We start from the raw sequence: 23,026 nt of genomic DNA, 5'->3' as shown, positions 1-23,026 counted from the left end.
GGTTGGCGTCTTATCGTTGTGAAGATGCGCAGCGTGGTTCTCCTGATCGCCGGTCTCGCCCTTGCGGCGACCGGCTGCGGAAACGAGACGAACCCGGGCGGCAGCGGTGATACGGATGACCGGCTGCGGGACCGGACGTTCCAGTCGACCTCGATCACCGTCGACGATAAGCCGAAGGCGCTCGCGCCGCGGACCAAGGTGCGGTTCCAGTTCACCGGCGACGGCCGGTTGATCGCGGACGCGGGTTGCAACTCGATGCAATCCCCGGTGAACACCTCCGACGGCAAGCTCTCGGTCGACTCTTTGTCCATGACCGAGATGGGTTGTGACGCGCCTCGGCATGCCCAGGACGAGTGGCTCGCCAAGATCCTGCAGGCCAAACCGGCCTGGCAGCTCGACGGCGGCAAGCTGACCGTGACCGACGCGTCGACCACCCTGGTGCTGAGCGACGCGACCGAAGCGGATCTCGCCCTCGAAGGCACCCGCTGGACGTTGACCAGCCTGATCCAGGGCGACACCGTCTCGAACCAGGCAGGGATGGAAAAGGCCTACCTGGAATTTGCCGGCGGCAAGGTGACCGGTTCGACCGGTTGCAACAGCCTCAACGGTCCCGCCACGGTGAGCGGCAGCAGCATGCAGGTCGGGCCGATCGGGCTCACCCGCAAGGCGTGCGCGGGCGATGCCGCCAAGGTCGAGCAGGCCCTCGTCAAAGTCCTCAAGGGCACGGTGAACTTCAGTATCGACGGATCCCAGCTGACCTTGAACGGTTCCGACGGAGCTGGTCTGCAGCTGACCGGAAAGGCCTGATTCCACCCAGATCGAAGGCCATTGCGCACTCCCGGCCCCGAACCTAGGCTCGCCCGCACCCGTTCCAAGGTGCTGGCCAACTAGCGAGGTGCCGACATGCCGTTACGCCTGTTCGCCGCCATCCTGCTCACCCTGCTCACCCTGACAACGCCCGCATCCGCGACACGATCGGCCGAAGCGTCGCGGTCAGCCGAGGCGCCGCAGCCGTTGATCGGCCGGGATTTCCCGGACGCGGACCTGCTGCAGGTCGATTCGACGTACTACGCCTACTCGACCAACTCGTCGTACGACGGACGGCTCCTGAACATCCCGATCGCCCACGCGTCGAGCATCACCGGCCCCTGGACGGTCGACGGCGTGGACGCATTGCCAACCCTCCCCGCGTGGGTCGCGTTCGACCAACCCAGCGGCACCTATCGCGTCTGGGCGCCGGACGTCTCGCAGCGAGCGGACGGCGTCTACCTCATGTACTACACCGCCAAACACACCAGCGGCATCCAGTGCATCGGCGCCGCAACCTCGGACACCCCGACCGGCCCATTCACCCCAGTGGGCGTAGAACCCCTTATTTGCAACGCCTTCGACCACGGCAACATCGATCCGGCCAGCCTGGTCGTCGACGGCCGCCGCTATCTCGTCTACAAGGACGACGCGAACTCCGCCGGCCAACCCGCCTCGGTCTGGATCCACGAGACCGCGCCCAACGGCATCAACTGGATCGGCGAACGACACAAACTACTCACCGCGGATCCGGCCGGCGACGAGCGCACCGTCCTCGACGCGCCCGTCATCGTACGACGAGACAACCGGTTCGTCCTGTTCTACTCAGCCGATGCCTGGGACGCGAACTACCACGTGAAGTACGCCGTCGGCACCACCCTGACCGCACCATTCGCCAAGCAGGGCACGGTCATCGACAACACCACCTGGCCCGACGCGATCCGCAACCCCGGCGGCCAAGACGTCACCGGCAACCACCTCGCCTTCCACGCCCTCACCCCCGGCGGCCGCGGCCTGCACGTCACCGGCCTGACCTGGCGCAACGGCGTCCCTGTCCTCACCAACGCGCCGATCGTTGCCAACGGCACCTACCAACTCACCGCCTTGCACAGCGGCAAAGCCCTCGACGGCGTCGTGCAACGTACGCCGACCACGAGCCCCACCCAACGCTGGACTTTCACCCGGCAGTCCGACGACTCGTACCGCATCACCAACGAGGCAAGCCAACTAGCCCTCACCTGCGCCGCCCAACCCATCTCGCAAACCGCGTGGACCGGCCGCGACAACCAACGCTGGTACGTCGACCCCGACCGCGCCGGCACCCACCGCATCACCTGCAAGTTCACCGCCAACGCCCTGGACGTCGCCTGGGCCTCCACCGCCGACAACGCCGAGGTCATCACCTGGCCCCAACACGACGCCGCCAACCAACGCTGGCACCTAGGCTGAGTCAAGGCGGTTGGCCACCCTTTCGAGCGTGGTCGAACTGCGCCATCTTCAACGTTAGAAGGCTGGCAGCGGCCTGCCGTCTGTGATTTCATCCATCCGCACCAGGTGGGGTACCGAGACAGGTGCTGGGGCGGGGAAATGGACTTCAGGCTGCTGGGGCCGGTCGAGGCGTGGTCCGGTTCGAACCGGCTCACCGTCGGCGGCCCGAAACCGCGCGCGCTGCTGGCCGCGCTGTTGCTCGAACGGGGGCGGGTGGTCTCGGCCGAGCGCCTGATCGACCTGCTCTGGCCCGACGATCCACCACCAACGGCCCGCGCGCTGATCCAGACGTACGTCGCCGCGCTGCGCCGGGGGCTGACGGCCGACGGCACCGCCGATCCGATCGAGACACGGCCGCCGGGTTACCGGATCAGCGGTGGCCGGCTCGACCTCACGACGTACGAGGACCTGGTCCGTTCCGCCCGCCAGGCGAGCCGGCCGACCGACGCCGTCCGGGACTTCCGCGCCGCCGACGCGTTGTGGCGTGGCCCGGCGCTCGGTGGCATCGGTGGTTCGCTGACGACCGAGGCCGCGCGCCTCGACGACCTGCGACTGGCCGTGTTCGAGGACCTGATCGCGGCGGAACTCGACACCGGGCGGCACGCGGCCGTCGCCGAGGAGATCGCCGCCACGCTGTCCCGGCATCCCTTGCGCGAACGCCTTCGCGGCCAGCTCATGACCGCGCTGTGTCGCTGCGGCCGACAGGCGGAGGCGCTCGCCGTTTATGCCGAAGGCCGCCGTCTGCTGGCCGACGAGCTCGGCGTCGACCCGGGCCGCGACCTGCAGCGCCTGCACGACGCCGTACTCCACAACGATCCGTCCCTCTTCACAACGCCCAACGTGGCTGACGAACCGGCGTCCGTCGCAGAGCACACGGCTGGGGGTAAGCAGGTGCCGGCGCAGTTGCCGGCGGGCGTTGCGGACTTCACCGGACGAACGTCGGAGCTGACCGGGTTGGTCGCGCGGTTCGACGACCCGATAGAGCCCGGCGTGGTCGGCCTCCAGGTGATCAGCGGTCCGGGCGGGGTGGGCAAATCCGCGCTCGCGCTCTCGGCCGTACATCAGCTCGCCGCCCGGTTCAAAGACGGCCAGCTGTACGCCGACCTCGGTGGCGTGACGGATCTGCCGGCCTCGCCCGCCGACGTGGTCGCGCGGTTCTTGCGGGCGCTCGGGGTGGATCGGCAGAGTCTGCCCGTCTCCTTGGAGGAACGCGTCGACCTCTATCGCAGCGTGACCGCGGGCCGTTCCTTGCTCGTCCTGCTCGACGATGCCGCCTCCGAACAGCAGGTCCGGCCGCTGCTGCCCGGTGCGGGTGGTTCCGCCGTCGTGATCACCTCCCGCCGACGGCTCAGCGGTTTGGCGGGGGCCAACGTCACCGACCTCGGAGTGCTCGGCACCGACGACGCGATCGGCCTGCTGGCGCGAGTGGCCGGCCGGGACCGGGTCGCCGCCGAGCCGGACCAGGCCGATCGAATCGTCGCGCTGTGCGGCTGCCTCCCGCTGGCCGTGCGTACTGCCGGGGCACGTCTTGCCAGCCGTCGCCAGTGGTCACTCGCGCGGTTCGCGGCCCGGCTGGCCGACGAGCGGCAGCGCCTGGACGAGTTGTCCGCGGGCGATGTCGAGGTACGGGCCAGCCTGGCGCTCGGTTACCAGGGCCTGGACGAACCGGCCCGGCTGGCGTTCCGGCGGCTCGGTCTGCTCAGCCTGCTCGACTTCGCGCCGTGGATCGCTGGGCCGTTGCTAGACCTGCCGACCGACGAAGCCGAGGACGTGGTCGAGCAACTCGTCGACGCCCAGCTGCTCGAACTCGCGACCGTCGATCCACTCGGCCAGGTCCGCTATCGCATGCACGAACTGCTGCAGGTGTTCGCCCGCGAACGCGCCGAGCTGGAGGACCCCGTCGCCGATCGCGAGGCCGCCGTCACCCGGGCCCTGCGCGCTTGGCTCGGCCTGATCGGACGGATCTCCGCCAGCGGGCCGACCGGCGAGATCGACCTGGTCCCGCCCGGGCCGATCGAAGGCGTGGTGCCGGCCGACGTACTGCAGCCTGCACTGGCCCGGCCCGCTGTCTGGTTCGACGTGGAGACGCCGTCGATGCTGGCCTCGGTCGACCGGGCGGCGGCGAACGGTCTGCATCGCGTCGCGGCTGAGGTGGTCGCCGCGATGTGCTCGTCGTCGTTCGTCATCACGAACCGGTTCGACGATTGGTGGCGAAGTCACGACAGCGCACTCCAGGCCGCGAGGGTGGCCGGGGATCAGGCCACCGAGGCGATGCTGCTCGCGGGGCTCGGACGGTTGCGCAGCGGCCAGGACGACTATGCCGGGGCCGAGGCCTACTTCGCGGATTCGCTCGCCGGGTACGTCGCGGTGGGCGATCGGCGCGGCGAGGCGATCGCGTTGGCGGGCCTGGGTGACGTCAGCCGCGAACTCGGCGACGTCGTGCCCGCGCGCGAACGGCTCGACCGGGCGCTGGCGATCTTCCGGGCGCTGCGCGACGACGCGGGCATCGGCTTCTGCGCTCGCCGCAGTGGTGCGCTCGCCATCGAACAAGGCCGTACCGACGAGGGTTTCGCGTCACTGGACGAGGCTCTCACGGCGTACCGCCGGGCTTTCAGCCGCCGCGGCGAGGCCATCACCCTGCGCACGATCAGCCTGGCCCACCGAGCCGCCGGTGAGTACGGGAAGGCGGCCCGGCTGGCCGAACAGGCCGTCGCGATGTTGCGGGAGATCGGCGACGCGGTGATGACGGCGTACGCCGTACAGGCGCTCGCGAAGGCGCGGCTCCGGCTCGGCGCGGGCGCGGCCGTGGCGCCTGAGCTGGCGGCGGCGCTCACCACCTGCCGGACGTACTCGGACCGCTTCGGGCAGGCGTTGATCCTCCGCACCCAGGGCGAGTTGCAGCTGTCGCTGGATGACCCGGCGGCGGCGGTGCCGATGCTCGAGGAGTCGCTCGCGATCTGGCGTGAGCTGGGCCTGCCGCAGTTCGCCGAACGGACCGAAAGCGATCTGCGAAAGGCGCTCGCGGCCGGCTCGAACTGACGCCTACGGGCGACTTACAGGACCTTGCAGGAAGTTTGGAGGGCCGTTCCAGACGGTGGATCCACGATCGTTCCGAGGCTGCGACCGCAGGCTCGCGAATCGGAAGATCGGATCACCGTCATGTCCAGGAACAGCCTGCGGCGCCGGCTCGGCCGGCCGGTCAAGGCACTCGCCCTGCTCTTCACCCTGCTCGCCGGTACGGCGCTCATGGTCGCCGGCAACGCACCCACCGCCACGGCCGCACCGGCCTGCGGCGTCCTCGCTCCCGGTGCCGGGCCGGCCGCGGTCGCCGCGGTACAGAAGGCCTGCACCCTGATCGGTACGCCGTACTCCTGGGGCGGCGGCCACGGCCAGACCCCCGGGCCGACCCGCGGCATCTGCGACGCGGCCAACGGCGCGCCGAACGACTGCAACGTGATCGGCCTCGACTGCTCCGGCATGGTCCGGTACGCGTACTACCTGGCCGTCGGCGCGGACGTCATCAACGGCACCACCCGAGAGCAATGGGACTCGCCGAACCGGGTCGCCCGCTGGGACAGATCGGCCGGACTCGCGCCGCTGGTCCCGGGTGACCTGCTCTTCTTCAACCCCGGTGGTGGCGCGATCAAGCATGTCGCGATGTACCTCGGCGGCGGCTACATGGTCGAGGCGCCGAACTCCGGAGCGCTGGTCCGGGTCTCCAGCGCGAGCCGCAGCGACTACTACGGCGCGATCCGCCTGTACGACGCTCGCCCGGGTGCTGCCTCGCTGTCCGGCGACAGCCGCACCGATCTCACGATGGTGCTCGCCAACGGCGACGTGAAGGCCTGGCGCAACGGCCGCGGGTTCACCGACATGCCGTGGGATGCCGACACCATCGTCGGCTCGGGCTTCAGCACCGAGAACCTGCACTACGCCGACCTGAACGCCGATGGCCGCAAGGAGATCATCGCCGTGCTGCCGAACGGCGATCTCAAGGCCTGGCGTAACGACCGGGGCTTCGCTCCCATGCCGTGGGGCGACAACGTCATCATCGGCAGCGGCTTCTCCCCGAACAACACCTTCTTCGCGGACCTGAACGCCGACGGCCGCTCCGAGGTCCTCATGGTGATGCCGAACGGCGACCTGAAGGCCTGGCGCAACGGCCGAGGTTTCGCCGCCATGCCGTGGGACGCGGATGTCATCATCGGCACCGGCTTCTCGGCCAGCAACATTTTCCTCGCCGACCTGAACGCCGATGGCAAAGCCGAAGCGATGACCGTTCTGCCCAACGGCGACGTGAAGGCATGGCGCAACGCCCGAGGCTTCGCCGCGATGCCGTGGGACGCCGACGCCATCATCGCCACCGGGTTCACCGCCAACAACCTCTTCCTGCCGGACCTCGACGGCGACGGCAAGGCCGACATCACCACCGTGCTCGCCAACGGCGACGTCAAGTCCTGGCACAACGGCGCGGGCTTCGCCGCCACCCCGTGGAACGCCACCGCCATCGTCGCGAGCGGCTTCTCCCCCACCAACCTCTTCTTCGCCTAGGAGCTACTGATCATGCTTAACGTCAAACGTCTTGTCACCACCGCCCTGCTCGCCCTGACCGCCCTGGTCACGCTGCCGGCCGCACCCGCCGCCGCCGACGCGCACAGCGATTTCATCAACGCCGCTGGTCCACCGGCGCAAGCCAGTCGTGCCGAGTTCGGCGTACCGGCGTCGGTGACCGTCGCGCAGGCCATCCTCGAGAGTGGCTGGGGCCAGAGCGCTCTCGCCGTCGAGGACAAGAACTACTTCGGCATCAAGTGCGGCAGCAGCGGCCCGGGCCCGATCGCGATCGGCTGTGTGACCCGGCCGACCACCGAGTGCACGCCCACCTGCCACACCGTCTACGCGTCCTTCCGGCGGTACGCCTCGATGCTCGACTCGTTCCGCGACCATGGCGCGTTCCTGCGCAACAACCCGCGGTATGCCAACGCCTTCAACTACACCAACAACCCGAACCAGTTCGTCGAAGAGATCCGCAAGGCCGGTTACGCGACGGACCCGGCGTACACGAGCAAGGTCGTCAACCTGATGACCACGTACAACCTCTACCGGTTTGACCGTCCCCTCGGCGCCTCGCTGTCCGGTGACGGCCGTACCGAGATCGCGATGGTGCTAGCCAACGGCGACGTCAAGGCCTGGCGCAACGGCCGCGGTTTCACCGACATGCCCTGGGACGCCGACGCGATCGTGGGCACCGGCTTCACGCCCGACAACGCGTTCTTCGCCGACCTCGACGGAGACGGCCGCAAGGAAATCATCGTCGTATTGCCCAACGGCGACTTGAAGGCCTGGCACAACGACGGCGGCTTCAAAGCCAACCCGTGGGGCGCCAACGTCATCATCGGCACCGGCTTCACCGCCGGCAACACCTTCTTCGCGGACCTGAACGCCGATGGTCGTTCCGAGGTCCTCATGGTGATGCCGAACGGCGACCTCAAGGCGTGGCGCAACGGCCGGGGCTTCGCGGCCATGCCGTGGGACGGCGATGTCGTCATCGGCTCGGGCTTCACCGCCAACAACACCTTCCTCGCCGACCTGAACGCCGACGGTAAAGCCGAAGCCATGACCGTCCTGCCCAGTGGCGAGGTGAAGGCTTGGCGCAACGCCCGAGGCTTCGCGGCCATGCCGTGGGACGCCGATGTGATCATCGCCACCGGCTTCTCGGCGAACAACCTCTTCCTGCCGGACCTCGACGGTGACGGCAAGGCCGACATCACCACCGTGCTCGCGAACGGCGACGTCAAGTCGTGGCACAACGGCGCAGGCTTCGCCGCCATGCCCTGGAACGCCACCGCGGTCATCGCCAGCGGCTTCTCCCCCACCAACCTTCTCTTCGCCTAGGAGCTACTGGATCATGCTGAAGGTCAAACGGCTTCTTGCCGTCCTTGCAGCCGCTGCAGCTGTCACTGTCGGACTAGTGGTACCTCAGGCCGCTGCAGCCGGCCGCCCCAACTTCAAGCTCCCCCTGCCGTGTGGTCAGGTCTGGACCACCTCAACCCACAGCGGCCACGCCAGCCAGTACATGCTCGACATGGTCCGCTCAGGTGGCGCTACCGCCGGTACGCCGGTGCTGGCGTCAGCAGGCGGTGTAGTGAGTACGTCGAAGTTCGCCACCGATGCGGGCAACATGATCGTCATCGACCACGGCGACGGCTGGCAGACCCGCTACCTCCATCTGGCCACCCGGGCGGTCAACATCGGCGCCCAGGTCGGTCAGGGCATGCACATCGGCACGGTCGGCAACACCGGCTCCAACACCAGCGGCGCCCACCTGCACTTCGAGCAGAAGCAGAACGGCGTTGTCGTCCAGTCGATCTTCAGCGGCCACCTAGTACCAGTGAATTACTCGTACAACCAGCACTACGAGACCAGCGACAACTGCGGCAGCGGCCCGATCACGAGCAGCTCGCTGTCCGGTGACGCTCGTTCCGATCTCGCAATGGTGCTGGCCAACGGCGACATCAAGGCCTGGCGCAACGGCCGCGGCTTCACCGACATGCCCTGGGACGCCGACGCGATCGTGGGCACCGGCTTCACGCCCGACAACGCGTTCTTCGCCGACCTCGACGGAGACGGCCGCAAAGAAATCATCGTCGTCCTACCCAACGGCGACTTGAAGGCCTGGCACAACGACGGCGGCTTCGCAGCCATGCCCTGGGGCGCCAACGTCATCATCGGCACGGGATTCAGTGCGAACAACACCTTCTTCGCCGACCTCAACGCCGACGGCCGCTCCGAAGTCCTCGTCGTCATGCCCAACGGCGACCTCAAAGCCTGGCGTAACGCCCGAGGCTTCGCCGCCGCACCCTGGGATGCCGACGCCGTCATCGCCACCGGCTTCACCCCCAACAACACCTTCCTCGCCGACCTCAACGCCGACGGCAAAGCCGAAGCGATGACCGTTCTACCCAACGGCGACGTGAAGGCCTGGCGCAACGCCCGAGGCTTCGCCGCGATGCCGTGGGACGCCGACGCCATCATCGCCACCGGCTTCACCGCCAACAACCTCTTCCTCCCCGACCTCGACGGCGACGGCAAGGCCGACATCACCACCGTCCTCGCCAACGGCGACGTCAAGTCCTGGCACAACGGCGCAGGCTTCGCCCCCACCCCCTGGAACGCCACCGCCACCATCGCGACCGGCTTCTCCCCCACCAACCTGCTCTTCGCCTGACCCCCACCGGCTGCGGGTCTGCCGTCTTGGCAGACCCGCAGCCACCCTTACAGAGAACCCTTACAGAGAACCTGCAGGGCCTTTGCAGCCGCCACCGGCAAGGTCGAACCGGCTGCGCCCCGAACCGCCAACTGGCCCGAGTCGAGGAAAGAGGTGCCAGGATGCTGGACGTCGTACTGATGGCGGATCCCGCCGTCATGGGCATCCCAGTCGTGGACAACGGCGAGCCGCTGGTGGATCTTCGCGACTACGGGACCCTTCGCCTGGACAACCGGCTCGCTGATCCGGCCGGCGCCTACTGCCAGGCTCGCCGAGGTGTAGCGGATCGCCTGGTCGCCGCCCAGCGTCTCTTGCCCGGAGGCCTGCATTTCCTCGTGGTCGAGGCCTACCGGCCGTTGGCGTTGCAGGTGCAGTACTTCGAGTCCTACCTCGCGGAACTCCGGGCCGAGAACCCGTCCTGGTCCGACCAGCACCTCCGCACCATGGCCAGCCGCCTACTCTCCCCACCGGAGATCGGCCCGCACGTCTGTGGCGCGGCGATCGACCTCACCCTGTGCTCTCCCGGCGGCGAGGAGATCTGGCTCGGCACCGAGGTCAACGACGGCCCCGAGGAAAGCGACGACGCCTGCTATACCGCCGCCACCAACATCCCCGCACAGGCCCGCCGCCACCGCCGCGTACTGGCCAACGCCATGACCTCCGCGGGCTTCGTCAACTACCCCACCGAGTGGTGGCACTGGTCCTACGGCGACCGCTACTGGGCCATGACGACGGCGGCCCCACACGCCATCTACGGACAGCAGACCTTCACTGGTCGATGAGCGTGTGCCGAGTGGCCGCAGGCAGATGGGCGGCAAGCGTCATTGCGGTGAGAGGCGCGCCGTCGGCCGCGAGGTGGGCGGCTGCGGCGTGGAGGTAAGCGCCAACGGCTGCCGCGTCGAACGGCGACAGGCCCGAGGCGAGCAACGACCCGCACAATCCCGCCAAGACGTCACCCGAACCGGCCGTGGCGAGCCAGGCGCTCGCGTTGGTGTTGACGCGGACGCGGCCATCCGGCGCCGCGATGACCGTAGTGGAACCCTTGAGCAATACCGTCGCCTGGAAGCGCTCGGCCGCCGTACGGGCGTGCTCCAACCGCCTCGCCTCGACCTCAGCTCGTGGTACGTCGAGCAGCCGGCCGAGTTCGCCCGCGTGCGGGGTGAGCAGCGCCGGCGCTTCGAGCGGCCCGTCGATCGCCGAGAGGCCGTCGGCGTCGACCAGCACCGGCTCGGGGCCGGCGAGCAACCGCGCGACGGCCTGCCGGTCGAACCCCTGCCCGAGGCCCGAACCAACCGCCCACGCCTGCACCCGGCCCTCGCCGTGCACCACCTCGGGGTGGACTGCCCGGATATCGGCCGCCACCGAATCGGGTCCGCCGTACCGGATCATGCCGACGGGTCCGCCGAGGGCGCCCGAGGTGGCGATCACGGCAGCGCCCGGGTACTGCGATGAGCCCGCCATGAGGCCGAGGACGCCGCGGGAGTACTTGTCGGATTCGCCGTGCGGGATGGGGTAGAGCGCGCGCACGTCAGCCGCCTGGAATGCCTCTGCGGCCGGGACCAGGTCCGGGAGGTCGAGGCCGATGTCGACGAGGTGGACCGTTCCGCAGGCCGCGGCGGCTGGATCGACGAGATGGCAGACCTTGTGCGTGCCGAAAGTGACGGTCAGATCCGCGCGCACGTGCGGCGAAGGGGTCTCGCCGGTATCGACGTCCACGCCCGACGGCGTATCGACCGCGACCATCGGCACCCCGTGCCGCGCGGCCAACTCGACCACCTCGAGCGCATCGGGCCGCAGGCCGGGACGACCGCCGATCCCGACAATCCCGTCGACCACCACATCCGCACCCGGCACGTCCTCGGCCGAACCAACCCGGCCACCTGCACTACGTAAAGCGGCGAGGCCCTCGGGATGCGCTTTGTCCGAGAGCAGTACGGCAGTAACGCGAGCACCTCGGCGAGCCAGGAAAACGCCCGCATACAAGGCATCCCCGCCATTGTCGCCCGACCCGACGAGCAGCACCACGCGAGCGCCGTACACGAAGCCCATGAAGTTGCTGAGAGCAACGGATAGCCCGTACGCCGCGCGCTGCATCAACGTGCCGTCAGGCAATACCGCCATCAAGGCGGACTCGGCGGCGCGGACCTGGCCGACTGAGTAAGCGCGGCGCATCTCAACCCTCCAGGACGACGACCGCGGACGCGATGCCCGCGTCATGGCTCAGCGACAAGTGCATGCTCTGTACGCCGAGGCGCGCGGCCTGGTCGGCGACGGTCCCGGTGATCTCCAACCAGGGCCGGCCGTCCTCGTCGCTCCGCACCTCGCAGTCGTGCCACTGCATGCCACCCGGAGCACCGAGCGCCTTCGCCAGCGCCTCCTTGGCGGCGAACCGCGCGGCCAGCGAGGCGGGCGGTTTGGCGGCCTCGGCGGGAGTGAAGACCCGCGTACGCAAACCGGGCGTCCGCTCCAGCGTTTCCATGAAGCGAGCCACGTCGACGACGTCGATACCCACGCCGACTATCACTCGACCGTGACCGATTTCGCCAGGTTGCGCGGCTGGTCGACGTCATGCCCCTTGGCCGTCGCCATCTCGCACGAGAACACCTGCAGCGGCACGGTCGCGACCAGCGGCTGCATCAACGTCGGCACCTTCGGCAGGCGGATGATGTGATCGGCGTACGGGTCGACGGAGTGGTCACCCTCCTCCACCAGCACGATCGTGCGCGCGCCGCGAGCCCGGATCTCCTGGATGTTGCTGACCATCTTGTCGTGCAGGACGTCGCGTCCCTTGGGCGGTACGACAACGAAGACCGGCAGGCCTTCCTCGATCAGCGCGATCGGGCCGTGCTTCAGCTCGCCGGCGGCAAAGCCCTCGGCGTGCATGTAGGCGAGCTCCTTCAACTTCAACGCGCCCTCGAGGGCGACCGGATAACCGACATGCCGACCAATGAACAACACGGACTGAGCGTCCTTGAGCTCGCGGGCCAACTTCCGGACCGGTTCGACCGACTCGAGCACCTTCGCGACGGCCGCGGGTGTCTTCTCCAGGTCCTCGATGATGGCGGTGATCTCGTCGCCGTACTTGATGCCGCGGACCTGGGCCAGATACAACGCGATCACGTACGTCGCGACGATCTGCGTGAGGAAGGCCTTGGTCGAGGCGACGGCGATCTCCGGGCCGGCGTACGTGTAGAGCACCGCGTCGGACTCGCGCGGAATGGTCGAGCCGTTGGTGTTGCAGATGGCCAGCACCTTGGCGCGTTGGTCGCGGGCATGCCGCAAGGCCATCAAGGTGTCCATCGTCTCGCCCGACTGGCTGATCGCGATGACCAGGGTGGAGCGGTCGACGATCGGGTCGCGATAGCGGAACTCGCTGGCCAGTTCGACCTCGCACGGGATCCGGGTCCAGTGCTCGATGGCGTACTTGGCGATCAGGCCGACGTGGAACGACGTACCGCAAGCGATGATGATGATCTTGTCGACCTCGCGCAGGTCCTCGTCGGACATCCGCATCTCGTCCAGATGCAGCCGGCCATCCGTCGTGAACCGGCCGAGCAGGGTGTCGGCGATCGCCTTCGGCTGCTCGGCGATCTCCTTCAGCATGAAGTAGTCGAACCCGCCCTTCTCGGCGGCGGAGATGTCCCAGTCGACGTGGAAGGGCGTGACGTCGGCCGCCGTACCGTCGAAGTTGGTGACCGTCACACCCTCGCGGCGCAGCTCGACGACCTGGTCCTGGCCGAGCTCGATCGCGTCCCGGGTGTGGGCGATGAAGGCCGAGACGTCCGAGGCGAGGAAGTTCTCGCCTTCGCCGACGCCGACCACGAGTGGCGAGTTCCGCCGGGCGCCGACGACGACGTCCGGCGCTTCGGCACAGACGGCGACGAGGGTGAACGCGCCCTCCAGCCGGCCGCAGACCCGGCGCATCGCCTCGGCCAGATCGCCGTCCGCCTCGGGCAGCAGCTCGCCGAGCAGATGCGCGACGACCTCGGTATCCGTGTCGGAGATCAGCTCGTTGCCGCGCGACTCGAGCTCGGCCCGGAGCTGGGCGAAGTTCTCGATGATGCCGTTGTGCACGACCGCGACCCGACCGGGGTTGTTCGGGTGCGGATGCGCGTTCTTGTCGTTCGGCGGGCCGTGGGTGGCCCAGCGGGTGTGCCCGATCCCGGTCGTGGACGGCGGCAGCGGGTGATCCGCCAGCTCCTTGTCCAGGTTCGCGATCTTTCCGGCTTTCTTCGCGATGGCCAGGGTTTTTGTGGTCGCGCTGCTGGGAGCCGCTGTGACAACCGCCACACCAGCGGAGTCGTAGCCGCGGTACTCAAGCCGCCGCAGACCTTCCAGAACCACTTCCAGCGCTGGTTTCGCGCCGACGTATCCGACGATGCCGCACATGAGCGCCACACTAACGCGTACGAAGTGACGTCCCTCTCGGGGCGCACGGAGGCGATGTGTGGGAAGAATGGGGCACATGCTGCATGCGCCGCGGGAGGTGACTCCCTATACCGAGCTGGATCGCGCCGCCTGGGCCGCGCTGGCGGAGACGACCGAGTCACCGCTGACGCCCGAGGAGATCGAGCGCCTCCGCGGTCTTGGTGACGAGATCGACATCGACGAGGTCCGCGAGGTCTATCTGCCGCTGTCGCGAATCCTCTCGCTGTACGTCCGGCACGCCCGCGCGCTGCACGCCGACACCGAGTCGTTCCTCGGCAAACCCGCCGAGACCCGGACGCCGTTCGTGATCGGGATCGGCGGATCCGTCGCCGTCGGCAAGTCCACCACCGCGCGACTGCTGCGCGAGTTGCTCGCCCGTTGGCCGGAGCACCCCCGCGTCGCGCTCGTCACCACCGACGGTTTCCTTTGGCCGAACGCCGAGCTCGAAAAGCGCGGCCTTTTGCAACGCAAGGGCTTTCCCGAGTCGTACGACCGGAAGGCCCTGTTGCGCTTCGTGGTCGAGGTCAAGTCCGGTCTCGACACGGCCGAGGCGCCGGTCTACTCGCACCTCCACTACGACCGGCTGCCCGACGTCCGGACGACGGTCGAACAACCCGACATCCTGCTGCTCGAAGGCCTCAATGTGCTCCAGCCCGCTCCACGCCGGGGCGACGGCAAGAGCGGGCTGGCTGTCAGCGATTTCTTCGACTTCTCCGTGTACGTCGATGCCGCCGCGGACGACATCCGGAGCTGGTACGTCCATCGGTTCTTGAAGCTCTGGGAGACGGCCTTCCGCGATCCCGAGTCCTACTTCCGCCGGTACGGCGACCTGTCCCGCGAAGAGGCCATCGCGAAGGCCGAGTCGCTCTGGGACGGCATCAACGGTCCCAACCTGCACGAGAACATCCTGCCTACGCGCTCTCGGGCAACTCTGGTGCTGCGGAAAGGCGCGGACCACGCGGTGAAATGGGTCCGTCTACGCAAACTCTGACCAGGGCGATGAGTAGTACGCCGGTGGTTAGGGCGAAGGCGGTCGGGTAGCCGGTGCCGGCGACTACCGCGCCGAAGGCGATGGCGCCTACGCCCCAGCCGGCGTCGTACGCGAGGTTCCAGAGGGCGCTGACCTGGCCGTAGCGGTTCGGCTCGACGCGTTCGTACATGATCGAGATGGTGACGTTCTGGGCCGCGCCGAAGCCGAGCCCGAAGAGCAGCATGCCGATGAACACGATGGTGGTGTGCTGAACGAAGACGAGGGATCCGGCGCCGAGAGTGGCGAGTAGGACCGAAGGCAGCAGGAGCCGGCGCGCGCCGTGCCGGTCGCCGTACCGGCCTGCTAGCCAACGGGCCAGTGGTGCGGCGGCCGCCTGGATGAGCAGCGCTGTCACGATCACCGAGTGCTTGCCCTCGGCAACGGCTAGCGGGATGAAGGTTACACCGATGCCTGCGGCAACCGTTACTGCCGCGAATACTCCGGCCGGCATGAGCAATCCGCTGTTCTTAAGGCCTTTCAGTACGTTGGTGTGTTGCTTGAGCTGGGTGTGGGTTGGTGTGGTCGGTAGGCCGGGGATCATGGTCAGGCCGGCCAGGGAAGTGAGTGCGCCCAGGATGAAGACGCCGGTGAAGCCGATGTGGTCGACCAGATAGACGCCGAGCGGAAGACCTGCGACGGCTGGTACGCCGACGACTACGCCGTACATCCCGAGTGCCTCGCCGCGGCGATGGGCGGGTGCTACCTCGGCGATCAACGCGACTGCTCCGACGACGAGGATCGCTAGGCCGGCGCCGCGGAGCAGGCATACCGCGAGGACTAGCGGGAGGGAGGTCGATAGGGGGAGGAGTAGGGCCGGGAGGCCGAGGAGGATTAGGCCGAGGGCGAGGGTGTCGCGGTAGCCGAAGCGGGCGAGCATGCGCGGTACGGCGAGTTCGACCGCGACGGCCGAGAGCATCATCGCGCCGGTGGACAGGCCGGCGCCGATCCCGCCCGAGCCGTTGGTGGCGAGGTAGAGCGGTACGACCGAGGTGAGCAGGTACATGCTCAACCCCGAGCCGAGCACCGCCATCAGGAGTCGGATCAGTTGCGGACTGAACAACGGCTCCACGGCCGGCTTCGCGGCTTGGGGTGCTTTCGGGGCTTTCGGGGCTTTCGGGGTGGTGACTTCGCAGCTCATGGCGGGCGCTCCTCGGCTCTCTCGGCTTACCTGCGACGCTATTGCCAGATCGGTACGCCCGTGAGATCCAATCGGTGGCCACCGGAGAGGACCAATTGGGCCGACTGGGGTATACAGGGTCGGCATGAGCATGGTGATTCGGGCGGCGCGGCCGGATGAGGCCGAGGTGTTGTCAGCGCTGGCGGTACGCAGCAAAGGTCACTGGGGGTACGACGAGGCGTTCCTGGCGTCTTGCCGCGTCGAGCTGGCAGTCCGTCCGGAGCAATGCGACGGCGTCCATCTCCAGGTGGCGGCCGCCCCTGATTTGCGGGGCTTCTACCTGCTCGAGCCCGGCGAGCTGTCGGCGCTGTTCGTCGATCCCGCCGCGATCGGACAGGGCGTCGGGTCGGCCCTACTGGCGCACGCCGTCGCCACCGCACGAGACCTGGGCTGGCACGAACTCACCATCGACTCCGACCCGTACGCCGAACCCTTCTACCTCCACCACGGCGCCCGCCGAGTCGACACAACCCCCAGCAACTCCATCCCCGGCCGCCTACTCCCCCAACTCCTCCTTCGCCTCTAAACAAATGCAGCCCGGGTGGTGGTGATCAGGGCGGCTAGGCGGGGTAGGGCGGTGGTGATTTCGGTGGGGGTGACGGCGCTGCAGGAGAGGCGGAGGGCGTTTATGGGGGCCGAGCCGTCGTAGAAGTGGGACATGGGGGTCCAGAGGACGCCGTATTGCTTGGCGGATCGTTCGAGTAGGGCGTCGTCGACGGGGAAAGGCACGGTGACGACGACGAAGAAGCCGCCTGCGGGCACGTTCCAGGTGACGTCGCCGTTCGGGAAGTGGGCTGCCAGGCCATCTGTTAGCAGGCGCAGGTTTGAGGCGTAGACCTCGCGCTCGCGCCGGTTCGCCGTGACGAGGCTGCAGCCGTTCTCGAGCAACTTGCCGCCGACGACGGCCTGGGCGACGGCCGAGGTGTTGACCGTCAGCATGCTCTTGATCTTCGACAACTCGTCGGCGAATAGGCCGGCCCCGGTGACACGTTGATCCGCCACCACGTACCCAACCCGCGCGCCCGGCAGTGCCGTCTTGGCGAACGAACCGAGATAGACCACGCGCCGTTCGGTGTCGAGGGCCTTCAGCGTGGGCAGCCGTTCATGACCCAACGCCGGGAACAGCCCGTACGGGTTGTCCTCCAGCAACAGCAGGTCCTCCTGCGCCGCGATCTCGAGCAATCGCCGGCGCATCTCCAGATCGAGGCTCATCCCGGACGGATTAGCGAAGTCCGGCATCAGGTAGCACGCGCGCGGCCGCAGCCCCTCCGCGCGGGCTTGTTTCACCTGTGCCACCAGGTCATCCAGGTCCACGCCATCGGTGCCCCCGGCAACGAACCGGATCGGCAGGTCGACCAAACGCGCGGCGCCGGTCAGTCCGACGTACGCCGGGGCGACCGCGAGCAGCACGTCCGTCGGTCCGGCCCGTAAGGCACGCAGGACGAGGACCATCGCCTCCTGGCAGCCGACGGTCACCACGATCGACTCGGGGTCGACCTCGATCCCCTCGTCGATCCGCAGGTTCTCCGCGACGAGGCCGTGGATGATGCCTTTGGTCCGCCCGTACTGGAACAACGTGCGCCGGACGGCCGCCTCGTCGTACCCCTGGGACGCCAGGTATGCCGTGAAGGTCCGCAGGTACGAGTGCAGGTCCTCGACGTCGTAGAACTCCTCGTACGGCCGGCCGGCAGCGAGCGAGATCGCGTCCGGGTAGTGCTGCGCGACCTCGTTGAGGAAGTTCATCGACAACAGCGCGCGATCTCCCAACGACGGGTGCAGGTCCTCGATCGCCAGGTCCATCAGGTCCCCCGATGTGTCGTGAGTCCGGTGGCAGCGGCCACGTCGGCGCACCCCGCCAGCAACAGTACGTCGATGAGGTCGTCGCGCAATCGGGTCAACGCCGAGTCCGCCTCGCCAACGGCCAGCGCCCAGAGCAACGGGCGGCCCAGCAATACCCCGCCGGCGCCCAAGGCCAAAGCGCGCAGGATGTCCGTGGCGCTGCGAATACCGCTGTCGAGCAACACTTCGCAATCGTTGCCGACGGCATCCACTACGGCGGGCAGTGCGTTGATCGAGGCAACGGCTCCGTCGAGCTGGCGGCCACCATGGTTTGACACGACCACTCCGGCGGCACCGATCGAGGCCGCGCGACGAGCGTCTTCGGGATCGAGAATTCCCTTCACCACAAGGGGAAGTGAGGTCCGGCCGGCCAGCCACTCGAGGTCGTTCCAGTTCAAGGCGGTGTTGAAGACCGAGGCCGTGTGCGCCGCCACAGCAGACACGGCCTCGGCCGATTGGTGAGCCCTGCCCGCGGATCCGTCGACGAGGTTCGCCGCGATCACGTCGCTGGGCAGGACGAAGGAGTTGCGGACATCGCGCAACCGGCGACCCATCACCGGCACGTCAACGGTCAGCATCAAGGCCGTACACCCGGCTGCGGCGGCCCGATCGACCAGCGACTTGACGATGCCGCGATCCCGCAACCAGTAGAGCTGGAACCAGGCGTTGTCGGCCGTGGCCGCAATCTCCTCCAACGGGAAGCTCGACAAAGTGCTAATGACATAAGGGATTCCGACTGCCGCCTTGGCCAGGGCCAACTCGCCATCGGGATGGGCCAATCGCTGATAGGCCATCGGCGCGACCGCGACCGGAAAGGCCGCGGGCTGGCCCAGCAAGGTGGTCGACACGTCGGGCTCCTCCACGCCTGCGAGAACCCGGGGCACTACCGAGATCGCGTCGAGGGCCGACCGGTTCAACCGCAGAGTCGTCTCGGCGCCGCTGCCACCAGCGACGAAGTCACACACGTCCGCGGGCAACACCTCCGCCGCGAGAGCCTCGTAATCCGCCAGGCAGACCGCCTCACCCATCGCCGCCCTTGCCCCCAGACTCCTCACCGTCAGCCCCCTCGCCACCAGCAGCCCCGCCCTCCGAGACGGCCTGACCACCAGCGCCCTCAGCATCAGCCGCCTCGCCCTCCGACACGGCCCGCCCCTCAGCGCTCTCACCATCAGACGCCTCGTCATCGGACGCCTGATCGTCGGACGCCTGGTCGTCGGAGACCTTGAAGACCCGGGAAAGGAAGGCGGATGCCTCCGCGATCGCTCGCTTGCCACCATCGAGCACGCCCGACATCGCGAAGAACCCGTGCACCATCCCGTCGTACCGGCTCAGCTCCGTCGGCACCCCCGCAGCGAACAATTTCTCCGCGTAGAACTCGCCCTCATCCCGCAACGGGTCGAACTCGGCCGTGATCACCAACGCCTGCGGCAACTCCCCGAAATGGTCCGCCAACAAGGGCGACGCAAGCGGATTAAGCCCGTCAGACGGATCCGCCAGATAGTGGTTCCAGTACCACCCAACAGACGTCTTGTTGAACAAGTACGGATCATCGCCCGACCGCATCGACGGCGTATCCGAGCCATACCGCGTGTTCGGATACACCAGCAGTTGCGCGAGCAGCGCCGGCCCACCGGACCGCGCGAGCAACGTCACCGCCGCCGCGAGATTGCCGCCCGCGCTATCCCCACCCACGGCCAGCCGCTCGGCATCAACCCGAAGCTCTTCCGCATTAGCCGAGATCCAACGCACCGCCTCATGGCAATCGTGCACAGCGGCCGGGAACTTGTGCTCCGGCGCCAACCGATACCCCACAGTGATGACCTGACACGGTACGGCGTTCGCAAGCCGCCGGCAGATCCCATCCGCGGTGTCGATGCTGCCAAGCGTCCACCCGCCGCCGAAGTAGTAGACCAACGTCGGCAACATCCCGTCGCCCGCGGGCCGGTAGATCCGGATCGGCAGCTCGCCCTCCGGCCCCGGCACCGTACGGTCGATCACCTCGTGCACCTTCTCGACCGCACCACCCGCCGCCTGGATCGACGCCAGGTCGGCCGCCCGTGCCTCGGCCAGGCTCTGCGTGTACAACTGCGGCACGTCAGCGGTCTCCCGCTCGGCACGCATCTTCTCCACCTGCGGATCAAGAGGCATTGAGCACCACCGGAATCTCGCTATAGCCGCGCAGCAGAAATTGTTCGCTGCGGACAGGTTCCGTTGCCAAGGACAACGATGGGAATCGCTCGAACAAGCCCTGGAAGGCGATCCGCCCTTCCGCCCGGGACAACGCCGCCCCCAGGCAGTAGTGCGCGCCCGCGCCGAAGCTCACCGGCTTGATGTCCGGCCGCGACGGATCGAACGCGTCCGGATCGGGGTATCGCCGAGGATCGCGATTAGCTGCCCCGAGCAACAACAACACGTTGCTCCCAGCAACAATCGGCAACTCCCCCACCACGGTGTCGACCGACGCCGCCCGAGCCAGGAACTGCACCGAACTGTCATAGCGCAGCACCTCCTCCACACAGGCCGACGCCAACGCCGCATCACCCGGCAGCGCCTCGACCAGATCGGGCCTCGCCAGCAAGGGCGGCAGACCGTTGCCGAGCAGGTTGATCGTGGTCACGAAACTCGCGTTGAAGAGCACCACCAGATTGCTCACCAACTCGGGATCGGTCAGCGGCTCATCACCAGCATCCATCGCCTGGACGAGCGCGCTGACCAGATCGTCGAGCGGATCCGCTCGGCGCTGCGCGATCAAACCCGCGTAGTACTCCGACAGCTCCGTCGCCGCCGCATCGGCCGCGGCCAGGATCTCCGGGGTCTTACCGGCCAGATCGAGATACGCGTCGATCCGCTCGACCCGCTCGCGGAACCAGCCGAGATCGTCCAACGGAATTCCCAGCAGCTCGCCGACCACCTGTGTGGGCAGCGGATAGGCGAACTCCGAGATGAAGTCGACCGGCGCACCACCGTCGCCGAGCTCGGCCATCCGGTCCAGCAACTTGCCGACGATCTGGTGGATCTTGGGCTCCAGCTCGGCCACCCGGCGAGGCGTGAACACCTGCTGGAAGACCTTGCGCCGATGGGCGTGCTCGGGCGGATTGCTGAACATCATCGAGCGCTGCAACACCGCCAGGACCGGATGCTCCTCCCAGTCGGCACGTCCGGGTTGTTTGAGGAACGCCGGGTCGCGCAGCACCTGATCGACCTGGTCATACCCGTTGACCACCGCGACGTACGACGCCGCGGCCGGGGTCACCGACGAGATCCTGCCCAGTTCATGCAGAGCCGTGTAGAACGGATAGGGATCGGTTCTCCCCTGCTCCGTGAACAGTGCGGCCAGGATCGCGTCGGCGTCCATTAGTGTCCCGTGTTTGAGGGTGTTTGACGGCTGGCGGTGTCCAGGTGCGTGCATCGCAAGGCGGAGAAGCTGCCTCGATGCTCTTTATCGTGGCTGCTTCTCCAACGCAGCGAGGTGCGTGCCTGGGCGCCGCCAGGCGTTGAAGACCCTCGAACACGGGACACTCAGTACTCCTACTTCAGAAGTTTCAGGTCGATGGCGTTGGCCACCGCCTGGTATCCAGCGTCGTTCGGGTGGATGTGGTCACCAGAGTCGTACGCCGGCAGCAGACGGCTCGGGTGGGTCGGGTCGCGCAGGATCGCGTCGAAGTCGATCAACCCGTCGAACTCGTCGCTCGACCGAAGGTAGGCGTTGACCGCGTTACGGGTCGCATCCTTCTCCGGCGTCCAGACACCCGGCGCACCCGTGCCCTCATACGGCGCGAGGGTGGCGACGATGCTACGCAGGCCCTTCTCCTTGGCCTGGGCGTTGATCTGGCGTAGCGAGGCGATGATCGCGTCGGCGGAGTCGTTCGACATCCAGATGTCGTTGATACCGAGATCGGTGATCACGGTCTTGACGCCGGTCTGGCCGAACACGTCCTCGTTCACCCGGGCCAGGCCGTTCACGCCGAGCTCGTTGAATCCGGGGAAGCCGCCCGCGCCGGGCTCGTTGCCCTCGTGGTTGAGCCGGCTGCCCGCGAGACTCGCGTTCAGGATGCCGGGCGCCTTCTTGCCCCAAGCCTGGTTGAGCCGCTCGGCCAGCTGGTCCGGCCAGCGGTTGTTGCCGTTGAACGTCGAGCCGTTGCCGTCACCGAGCGAGTCGGCCAGTACGACGATCGAGCCCGGCGCCTTCTTGGTCTGGACGTCCACACCGGAGACGAAGAACCAGCAGCAGGTCCGTGTCAGCGTGTAGCCGGCGCCACCCGCCTCGGCCGTCAGGTTCGTCGGGCCGACGAAGTTGTGGTGGTTGGTGGTGGAGTGGAACGTGGTCGGGCCGGTCGGCGTCGGGAAGTAGACGCTGACCAGGAGCTCCTCGAGCGGGTTCAGCTTGAGGTCCACCGGGTCGCTGAGCAGCTCGGCGCCCTTGTTCATGGTGGCCGTCGCGCTGCCGCCGTTGAACGTCAACGTGCGCACGGTGGCCGGGTCGATATCACTGAGCTCGGGCGTGGCCTTGTTCGGCCGGGCGATGGTCGCCGCGCCGATTGCGACGGCCTGCTCGCCGTAGATGTTGGTCAGTCGCACCCGGAGCTGGTCGCCGCCGATGCTGGTGCGGATGTTGAGCCGGACGCTCTGGTTGTTCAGACCGGCGTTGGTCGAACCGGCCGCGTTGCCGTGGGTCACGGCTGCCGCCCAGGTCCCTACCCATTCCCTGTTGCCACTGCCGGTCTCGGCACTGGTGGTGATCGCTGTCGATCCCACTAGTGCGAGCACCACCGAGGCGGCGACAGGTTGCCAACTTCTACTGATCTTCACGAGATTCGAACCCCTCCACGAAGCAACGCACAACCCGTCCCCCCGGGCGCGCTCATTGGTGACGGGAAACGTAGTCGCAGCACCGGTGTGCGTCAATCGTTTCAAGCCATTGATATATAGCCATTTCGCTGCGTTACGAGCCATATCTCTGCGTAATGATCGTGCCTCACGCAACGCTTAGTGA

The 23,026-nt window shown here is 67.8% G+C and carries 18 protein-coding genes; 9 read left to right on the top strand and 9 right to left on the bottom strand.

Annotated features, from left to right (window positions below; all coding sequences use genetic code 11):
• Nucleotides 1-24 precede the first annotated feature (24 nt).
• The 7 genes from OG394_RS32370 to OG394_RS32335 all read left to right on the top strand — a co-directional run bounded on the left by OG394_RS32370 (nucleotide 25) and on the right by OG394_RS32335 (nucleotide 10,341).
• Nucleotides 25-807 (top strand): META domain-containing protein, encoded by a 783-nt coding sequence (locus OG394_RS32370; RefSeq protein WP_328990960.1) that lies wholly within the window; start codon nucleotides 25-27, stop codon nucleotides 805-807.
• A gap of 96 nt (nucleotides 808-903) precedes the next feature.
• Nucleotides 904-2,256 carry a family 43 glycosylhydrolase gene (locus OG394_RS32365; protein WP_328990959.1) on the top strand — a complete coding sequence of 451 codons (1,353 nt, stop codon included), beginning with the start codon at nucleotides 904-906 and terminating at the stop codon, nucleotides 2,254-2,256.
• Between the two features lie 138 nt (nucleotides 2,257-2,394).
• Complete coding sequence (locus tag OG394_RS32360) at nucleotides 2,395-5,334, top strand: AfsR/SARP family transcriptional regulator (RefSeq protein WP_328990958.1); 2,940 nt, start codon at nucleotides 2,395-2,397, stop codon at nucleotides 5,332-5,334.
• A 120-nt stretch (nucleotides 5,335-5,454) separates the two neighbouring features.
• Entirely contained in the window at nucleotides 5,455-6,846 is a 1,392-nt protein-coding gene (locus OG394_RS40160) for an FG-GAP-like repeat-containing protein (protein WP_442914243.1), read from the top strand.
• Between the two features lie 12 nt (nucleotides 6,847-6,858).
• Complete coding sequence (gene gsmA / locus OG394_RS32345) at nucleotides 6,859-8,187, top strand: sporangiospore maturation cell wall hydrolase GsmA (RefSeq protein ID WP_328990957.1); 1,329 nt, start codon at nucleotides 6,859-6,861, stop codon at nucleotides 8,185-8,187.
• A gap of 13 nt (nucleotides 8,188-8,200) precedes the next feature.
• The gene (locus tag OG394_RS32340; protein ID WP_328990956.1) at nucleotides 8,201-9,520 is read left to right on the top strand and encodes a peptidoglycan DD-metalloendopeptidase family protein; all 1,320 of its coding nucleotides are present in this window, start codon (nucleotides 8,201-8,203) and stop codon (nucleotides 9,518-9,520) included.
• A 161-nt stretch (nucleotides 9,521-9,681) separates the two neighbouring features.
• On the top strand, nucleotides 9,682-10,341 hold the full coding sequence (locus tag OG394_RS32335) for a M15 family metallopeptidase (protein WP_328990955.1): 660 nt from the start codon (nucleotides 9,682-9,684) through the stop codon (nucleotides 10,339-10,341).
• On the opposite strand, the gene OG394_RS32330 is transcribed toward OG394_RS32335, so the two are convergent.
• The 3 genes from OG394_RS32330 to glmS are packed head-to-tail and all read right to left on the bottom strand — an operon-like array spanning nucleotide 10,328 to nucleotide 13,948.
• Nucleotides 10,328-11,731, bottom strand: a complete 1,404-nt coding sequence (locus tag OG394_RS32330) for an NAD(P)H-hydrate dehydratase (RefSeq protein WP_328990954.1) — start codon at nucleotides 11,729-11,731, stop codon at nucleotides 10,328-10,330. The genes OG394_RS32335 and OG394_RS32330 overlap by 14 nt on opposite strands.
• A 1-nt stretch (nucleotide 11,732) precedes the next feature.
• Nucleotides 11,733-12,083 carry a holo-ACP synthase gene (locus OG394_RS32325; RefSeq protein ID WP_328990953.1) on the bottom strand — a complete coding sequence of 117 codons (351 nt, stop codon included), beginning with the start codon at nucleotides 12,081-12,083 and terminating at the stop codon, nucleotides 11,733-11,735.
• On the bottom strand, nucleotides 12,080-13,948 hold the full coding sequence (glmS, locus tag OG394_RS32320; protein ID WP_328990952.1) for a glutamine--fructose-6-phosphate transaminase (isomerizing): 1,869 nt from the start codon (nucleotides 13,946-13,948) through the stop codon (nucleotides 12,080-12,082). Before glmS ends, OG394_RS32325 begins: the two co-directional genes overlap by 4 nt.
• Nucleotides 13,949-14,024: 76 nt before the next feature.
• On the opposite strand from glmS, the gene coaA reads away from it, so the two are divergent.
• Nucleotides 14,025-14,978, top strand: a complete 954-nt coding sequence (coaA, locus tag OG394_RS32315) for a type I pantothenate kinase (protein WP_328990951.1) — start codon at nucleotides 14,025-14,027, stop codon at nucleotides 14,976-14,978.
• On the opposite strand, the gene OG394_RS32310 is transcribed toward coaA, so the two are convergent.
• Nucleotides 14,899-16,155, bottom strand: a complete 1,257-nt coding sequence (locus tag OG394_RS32310) for an MFS transporter (protein ID WP_328990950.1) — start codon at nucleotides 16,153-16,155, stop codon at nucleotides 14,899-14,901. The genes coaA and OG394_RS32310 overlap by 80 nt on opposite strands.
• A 124-nt stretch (nucleotides 16,156-16,279) precedes the next feature.
• Here OG394_RS32310 and OG394_RS32305 point away from each other — a divergent pair, with 124 nt between their 5' ends.
• Nucleotides 16,280-16,720 carry a GNAT family N-acetyltransferase gene (locus OG394_RS32305; RefSeq protein ID WP_328990949.1) on the top strand — a complete coding sequence of 147 codons (441 nt, stop codon included), beginning with the start codon at nucleotides 16,280-16,282 and terminating at the stop codon, nucleotides 16,718-16,720.
• Here the strand turns inward: OG394_RS32305 and OG394_RS32300 are convergent.
• The 5 genes from OG394_RS32300 to OG394_RS32280 form a co-directional block, all read right to left on the bottom strand.
• Nucleotides 16,717-17,994 (bottom strand): aminotransferase-like domain-containing protein, encoded by a 1,278-nt coding sequence (locus OG394_RS32300; protein WP_328990948.1) that lies wholly within the window; start codon nucleotides 17,992-17,994, stop codon nucleotides 16,717-16,719. The two genes, OG394_RS32305 and OG394_RS32300, sit on opposite strands and share 4 nt — an antisense overlap.
• Nucleotides 17,994-19,088, bottom strand: a complete 1,095-nt coding sequence (locus OG394_RS32295; protein ID WP_328990947.1) for an alpha-hydroxy acid oxidase — start codon at nucleotides 19,086-19,088, stop codon at nucleotides 17,994-17,996. Before OG394_RS32295 ends, OG394_RS32300 begins: the two co-directional genes overlap by 1 nt.
• Entirely contained in the window at nucleotides 19,054-20,181 is a 1,128-nt protein-coding gene (locus OG394_RS32290; protein ID WP_328990946.1) for an alpha/beta hydrolase, read from the bottom strand. The genes OG394_RS32295 and OG394_RS32290 overlap by 35 nt, the downstream gene beginning before the upstream one ends.
• Complete coding sequence (locus OG394_RS32285) at nucleotides 20,171-21,388, bottom strand: cytochrome P450 (RefSeq protein ID WP_328990945.1); 1,218 nt, start codon at nucleotides 21,386-21,388, stop codon at nucleotides 20,171-20,173. The genes OG394_RS32290 and OG394_RS32285 overlap by 11 nt, the downstream gene beginning before the upstream one ends.
• 173 nt (nucleotides 21,389-21,561) lie before the next feature.
• A complete protein-coding gene (locus OG394_RS32280) occupies nucleotides 21,562-22,842 on the bottom strand; it encodes an SGNH/GDSL hydrolase family protein (RefSeq protein WP_328990944.1) in 1,281 nt (426 codons plus the stop codon).
• Nucleotides 22,843-23,026 lie beyond the last annotated feature (184 nt).

The organism is Kribbella sp. NBC_01245 (assembly GCF_036226525.1).
In the GTDB taxonomy this organism is placed as follows: Bacteria; Actinomycetota; Actinomycetes; order Propionibacteriales; family Kribbellaceae; genus Kribbella.
Note: the sequence above shows the minus strand (reverse complement) of the source record. Positions and strands in the feature narration are given on the sequence as shown.